We start from the raw sequence: 7,104 nt of genomic DNA, 5'->3' as shown, positions 1-7,104 counted from the left end.
CCAATAATATGGAGAAAGGTTTCCTCCAGTTGGGTCTACCATATTCCAAGTATAATTCTGGTTGGTTCTAAAAAATTCGTCCCTAAGCTCCAAAACATCCACATTTAGAGGCCACCACTGCCGGAATCCTGTAAGAATGTTATCTCCATATCCAACAGAGTTTCTACCAACAGTTGTCTGATCATTAAATGTCAAGAAAGTTCTTGCTGAAAATTTATCCGAAAATTTTCTACTAAAACTACCACTCAACATATTTTTATTTAATCTACTGTTTGGCAATACTCCAGTTTCATAATTGTTGGTAAATGTTAAATTATAAGTATTTACATCATCTCCTCCATTCAAATTGAAACTATTTACAAATGCCAATGAATTTTCAAAAAACTTAGACGGATCATTTTTAGCAGCAACCCAAGGTGTAGGTTTTCCATAATTAGGATTTCCAGGTACAAATGAATTCCACTGATAAACAAGAGTATTCGGATTATAAGCAGGTCCATAAGAAGCATCATCTCCTATTGGAGCCAACGGATAATCATATCCGCTTACACTAATAAAACTATCTTCACCTCCATATCCACCTCCATATAGTTTTTGATATTTGGGAAATGTTGTTTTGTCAATTGAACCAACTGAAACTGTAGAGTTCAGTGATAATCCTAAGGTTTTGCTTTTTTTACCTTTTTTGGTCGTAATAATCACAGCTCCATTTGCTGCCATACTACCATATAATGCAGTTGCTGCAGCTCCTTTAAGAACATTTATAGATTCAATATTATTAGGGTCAATATCTGCTGTTGCGTTTCCAAAGTCAAATCCGTCACGACCTCTAGATGCATCGCTTGAATTTAAATTTCCGCTAATAATGGGTACTCCGTCAAGCACTATTAAGGCCTGATTATCCCCTGTAATACTTTTTGCTCCCCTTAAAACGATATTACTTGAGCCACCAAAATTTCCATTATTTTTAATTTCCATACCGGCTACTTTACCCGATAAGTTGTTAATAAAGTTATTTGTTGGTACAGAATTGACTTTCTCTGCGTCGAGAGTTTGGGAAGAATATCCTAAAGCTTTTTTTTCTCTCTTAATTCCTAATGCAGTAACAACTACACCTTCGATTTCTTGTGTTTTTAGGGAATCACTCGGCTTTGTTTGCGCTTGGGCAACCACAAAAGTCGAGGAAAGTACTAAAATTAGCACCCCTGTGGTTAATTTCTTCATATAAATATTAATTTTGTATTAACAAAGTTGTAAAAACTTCTCTTATAAAACTGTTAAAATTTCAAAAAATTATTGTTCTTAACATAATATTTGGTATTTCACAACATTTTTACAGCTTTCAAATGTTAAAATTTATGGATTTATTAAAAAAATGGTCAAATAATTACATCGAAGCAGGTTGCGACGAAGTTGGAAGAGGTTGCCTGTGCGGACCGGTTGTTGCGGCAGCTGTAATTTTAGATGAAAATTTTGAGCAGAGCCTTGTTAACGATTCAAAGAAATTGAGTTTTAAAACAAGGATGGATTTGGATAGTTACATTAAAGATAATGTAAAAAGCTTTGCAATTGCCGAGCTTTCTCCTGCATTCATTGATGAACATAATATACTGAACGCCAGTATTCATGCCATGCACAGAGCTTTAGATAAACTAGCTATAAGACCCGAATTTATTTTGGTAGACGGAAATAAATTTCACCCTTATAATTTCATTCCACATCAATGTGTAATTAAAGGGGATTCTAAATTTTTATCAATTGCAGCAGCTTCTATTTTAGCAAAAAATTATCGAGATAAATTAATGATAGAACTCCACGAAGAACATCCAGAGTATGGATGGAATACCAACTTTGGTTACGCCACAAAAAAACATCAGGAAGCCCTTATAAAGCACGGTATCACAAAATACAATCGACATTCTTTCCTTTTGAAATATGATTAGGGATAAATCATTGTTGAATTATCATTAAAGAAATAAGCCCCTTCTTAATTTAAAATATTTCTAAATAAAAAAGAGAAGCAATAAACTGCTTCTCTTTCTGTTATAATAAGTTAACTTGTCTTTAACTCAAATTAGTTCTGATTCCAAAAAGGAGTAAGTTGATTCTTAACAAATACATCTGCACTTGAAATATTTGGAACATTCGCTGAGTTAGCCGCATATTCAGAGTTTGGATAAACCAATCTGTAAGGTTTGTTAGGATACTGAGCTGTTGTTGCCATTGGTGTAAAAGGATATCCAGTTCTATTGTATTCAATAAACATTTCAGTTGGATTGATATTGGTCAACGCAATCCATTTTTGAGTCATAATTGCCTCAATTTTCTGTGTATCTGTTCCTGTCCAACCAAGCCCAACTCTAGTATTAGCTGAAGTAATATAAGTTGAAACTTGTGCAGCGTTCGCTCCTAACCAAGCTCCATTTGCTGTAATTGCTGTATTAAATTTGCTTGATGGAGAGAAACTAAAGATTGCTGGCCATCTAAGAGCTGCCTCCGCTTGCAGAAGATTACTTTCTGCTCTTGAAAAAAGAACGCCACCTCTACTATTATTATGATCAACTATTTGAGCCCAAGTCGATGCAGGTGTATTACCTCCAGCAAAGTTACCTGCACCTAGTTTTGATGTATTTACATTATCTACAGGTACTCCCGGTTGTCCAGGAACATTACCCTGCCTTACACCTTTTAATCCTGTAAATGGATTTCCATTTGAATCAACTGAAGCTACATTGGTAAACAATCTCGTTCTTCTTGGATCTTTAAGTCCTGTAAATTTAGAATAACTCGCATTATTCAAGATAACATTACCTTCCAAAGCATTTGCCATATGTTCAGAAACAACGACTACAGCATAATTTGACACTTGCTGTGCCGAAGCGTTTCTTGCCCAAGTTAGAATATAAGGATTCATTTGATCATTACTTGCTGTAGAATACCCAGGATTCACTACTACTTCTTCATCGATAAATGTTGCAGTAGCCAAAGTTTGAAGTTTTGTATTTCTATAAGTTGCCAAGTCTCCCGTCACCTTAGACATTCTAACTAACATTTTAAGTTTAATTGTATTAGAAAGAGCTTTCCATTTATCCATATCTCCATGAAATACAATATCAGAAACAGGCTCTTCAGCATGTTCATCTGCGGCATCAATTAAAGCATTAGCTTCTTCCAACTTGGAAATCAAGACTTTGTAAATATCCGCATCATTGTCATATTTTGGGGTAGTATTCTGTTGCCCCATAAATGCTTCGCTATAAGGCGCATCTCCATACAAATCTACAATATATTGCATGTAATAAGCCTTCATAATTTTAGCAATAGCAATATAGTAATCTTGTTTATGATTATCATTTATAAATTTTTCCATTTGGTCGAAATTGGCAACTCTTGGATACAAACCCTCCCAAATCCCTCTATAGAAAGTATTATCTACACTTGACAAACTAAATTCTCTAGAATACGGACCTGCAATCGTATATGAATTTCCTGCCCAACTATTCATCATAAGATTCCCAAACTGCATCATAGTTCCAGCCTGTGTTCTATAAGCTTGGCTAATTGCACCTGGAAGCATAAGCTCAGGGGTAATTTGTTCGGCTTGCACTGCATTTGGATTATCATTAACATCCAAGTAGTCATTACTGCAAGATGTTGCCGTAAAACTTAAAGCAGCTGCTAAAATTGTTATTAAAAATTTATTATTTTTCATTTTGTTTAATTAAAAAGTTGCATTAAGGTTAAAACCAAAAGTTCTCATACTAGGATATTGTCCTGTTACCGCAATTCCTCCAGCATTTCCAGTAGTATTAGCCGTTTCAGGGTCATTAAAGTTTCTATTATCTTTTGCATAGATGAAGAAAGGATTTCTCGCATATACTCCTATTGATAATGAATTAACAAAAGTACTTTTCAGAATTGATTTTGGTAAATCATAGCTTAAAGCAATTTCTCTTACTTTTAAAGCTGTTCCATCTACCACAAATTCTTCTCCTATTGAAGAATAAGCAGCAGTTGTAAAGTAATTCATTACTCCAAAATAACTATCATCATTACCTACCGGTGTAGTATTTGCAATATATTGTCCATTCACCAACTGAACCGAATTAGGAATTACATAACCTTTAGATCTATCAAATTCAGCTGTTTTTTCCGATGCTCCCGTAGAACCTAAACTTTCTTTTGCTAATGATACAAAGCTATTTCCTGTTCTATAATCCGCAGTTGCACTCAAAGTAATTCCCTTAAATTTAAATGATGTGCTAAATCCTAAAATATAATCAGGATTAACTTTTCCAAGAACTTCAAAATTTGAAGTAGACAGAGGATTACCATTTGCATTTACAATAATATTTCCATTTGGGTCTCTTTGATATCTTGTTCCTTTAATAACTGGAAAACTTTCACCTTTAACAGCAAATATACCAACATTTGTAGTAGTAGAATTATATAATGCTACTTCATCTGCTCCATCTGCTAATGATAAAATTTCAGTATCATATGTAGAATATGATCCTCTTATTTTCCATTCAAAATCTTTTGTTTTGATAGGTGTAAGACCTAAATCTAATTCATAACCTTTATTTCTACTATTTCCAATATTATCTTGGAAATTAGTTATACCTGAAGCAGAAGATGTAGAAATAGTTGTAATAAAGTTTTTATTATCATTTCTGAATATTGACCCATCAAAAGTAATTCTGTCTTTGAAGAACCCTAACTGTAACGAAGCCTCCTTTGATAAATAAAATTCAGGCTCAATATCTTGAGCAAAGATTGTTGTTGTAGGTAAATAAGAAGAAAGCGATCCAAAAGGGTATCCTGTCGGGAAAGCACCAACTCTGTCTAATCCATACAAACCAATAGTAGAACTATTTCCTACTCTACTGTAGTTTAAACTTACTTTTGCATAGTTTAATACATTTCCTTTTAGACTTTCAAACGCTTTTGTAGGAATAAAAGAGGCTCCAAAAGAATAATAAGGATATCCTTTATTACTAAACGGTAATTGAACTCCTTGTATCGTCACAGGATTAACACTTGTAAGAGAGCTTTTTTCGTATCTGAAAGTAGAGTTAAAATACAAGAAATCTTTATATCCTAAATCTAAATTGGCAAACCACGCAAAAGATCTCTGTCTTGTATTACTGTTATCAAGTCTAGAGAATAAATCTGGTTGTAGTACATTATTTATATGATACCAACCTGGAATTTTAAGATTTTGACCACCAACCTGAGTAGTAGAAGTAGACGCATCTTGAATATTATGACCTACATTAAATTTGAAATTTAGATCATCTGTGAAGTCATAGTCAAAATTTGCCATCAGATCACCATAATACCTAAAACTTGATGATACTGTTTTATAATAATTTGAAATGATTGGGTCAAGACCATAGTCTACAGGTGAAGTGCCATCGATAGGAGTATCGGTCCCATCATATACCCTATCAAATGCAAACGCATTCAAGTGACTTTCCTGAATTGAAGAACCTGAAACAGCAGTTCCTGCATAAGTAAATGAAATATGATCGTTTAACTTATACTCCATATTAATCAATCCTGTAAATATTCTGTCCTTAGTATCTGCTCTATCATTATCGATAGTCCAGTAAGGGTTAACCGTATATATACTATAACTAGCATCAGGAAGAGAATTTCTAAACTGCCTTACATCTACATTGGTTGGAGTTTGAAGCAACTGACCATATAGATTAGAATCAGTAGTAGATGTTCTTCTGTCTAAATAATTAACATTACCATCAATTCTAAATTTACCTAATTGCTTTCCTGCCTTTAAGATGAAATTATTTCTTTTCAAATTATCTTTCTCTACTACAAAATCATTTTCAGCTCTGTTAACAGATAAGAAAACATAAGAATCTGATCCTCCAGCTGTCACAGACAATCCATTTTGGATTAAAACGCCCGTTTTAAAGAAGTTAGACATTCCATCTTTTTTATAACTAAAAGTCTCTCTCAACCAAGAATTATCAGCTTGTGGCATCCCTACAATCAACGATTGACCTCCTAAAACAGAAGAGTAAGCTGGTCCCCAGTTTGTATTTTCATAAGGCGTCCAATTGGCACCACCATAATCAGTTGTATCGAAAGTATCTCCGGGATACCCCTGTCCATAAAGTTTCTGTCTGATTGGCATTTTGAAGACAGTAGAAAAATCAATAGAACTCGTAAGATTAAACTGTAATCTTTCATTTTTTGTTCCTCTTTTTGTTGTTACTACAATAACCCCATTACTTCCTCTTTCACCATATAGAGCAGCACCTTGCATTCCTTTGATAATATTCATATTATCAATAATTTCAGGTGGTATATTTTGTAAAATATCTAATGTTGAGATTACACCATCAATTACAACTAGCGCTTGGTTATTTCCAGAAATTGATCTTGGTCCTCTTAACACAACTCTTGTCGATGAGTTAACAGAATTGTTAGTTGTATTAATTTGTAAACCTGAAACTTTACCCGTTAAAGATTGAACTGCATTAGGGTTGTTTGCTTGTGTAATTTCTGCGCTATTCACGACTTGGTTAGTAGAAGTTACCGCATCCTGTCTTTTTTTAAGCCCTAATGCTCCAGTCACAACTACTTCACGAATGTCTTGAGTTCTTAAAGAGTCGCCTTGCTTTTCTTGAGCGTTCATCATGGCAATAGATGAAGTAAGCACCACAGCAAGAATACTTGTAGTTAATTTATTCATTTAAACATTAATTTTTTTGTGACCGTAAAGTTGTGAAATTTTTGTTAATAAACTCTTAAAACTTAAAAAAAAATCAATTAATTCAATAAAATTAATTTTTTCTCAATCACAATATCAATTTCATATCAAATTTTAATCATATAATAAAAAAACAATTGAAAAACTGCACAAAACGCAAAACAAATCGATTAAAAAGATTATATTTCAGCAAACAAGTTTTATGGAAATAATAATTTTGGACATTAGTTTTATTCTAAATTTCATTAATGATTATAAAAAAAAGATTTTTAAGCAAAAAACATTTAAATCAGCGTATTAAAATAAAATAAAATAAAAAGTTAGAGCCTGTTTAAATTTTATTGAGTAATAATTTTATGGCAGAT

Annotated in this window: 4 protein-coding genes; 1 reads left to right on the top strand and 3 read right to left on the bottom strand. The window is 33.1% G+C overall.

All coding sequences use genetic code 11. The features are described from left to right. Positions 1-1,224: TonB-dependent receptor plug domain-containing protein (locus OEW74_RS17940; protein WP_265429770.1), on the bottom strand; the 1,224-nt coding region annotated here is incomplete at its 3' end. Between the two features lie 134 nt (positions 1,225-1,358). Here OEW74_RS17940 and OEW74_RS17935 point away from each other — a divergent pair. Next, entirely contained in the window at positions 1,359-1,943 is a 585-nt protein-coding gene (locus tag OEW74_RS17935; protein ID WP_265429769.1) for a ribonuclease HII, read from the top strand. A 131-nt stretch (positions 1,944-2,074) separates the two neighbouring features. Here the strand turns inward: OEW74_RS17935 and OEW74_RS17930 are convergent, their stop codons facing one another. Then, positions 2,075-3,712: a SusD/RagB family nutrient-binding outer membrane lipoprotein gene (locus OEW74_RS17930; protein WP_265429768.1), complete on the bottom strand. Its 1,638-nt coding sequence runs from the start codon at positions 3,710-3,712 to the stop codon at positions 2,075-2,077. Positions 3,713-3,721: 9 nt separating this feature from the next. Next, positions 3,722-6,721 carry a SusC/RagA family TonB-linked outer membrane protein gene (locus OEW74_RS17925; protein ID WP_265429767.1) on the bottom strand — a complete coding sequence of 1,000 codons (3,000 nt, stop codon included), beginning with the start codon at positions 6,719-6,721 and terminating at the stop codon, positions 3,722-3,724. Between the last annotated feature and the right edge of the window lie 383 nt (positions 6,722-7,104).

It is taken from the genome of Chryseobacterium sp. YIM B08800, from assembly GCF_026163565.1.
Classification (GTDB): Bacteria; Bacteroidota; Bacteroidia; order Flavobacteriales; family Weeksellaceae; genus Chryseobacterium.
This window is presented reverse-complemented; position numbering and strand designations above follow the sequence as displayed.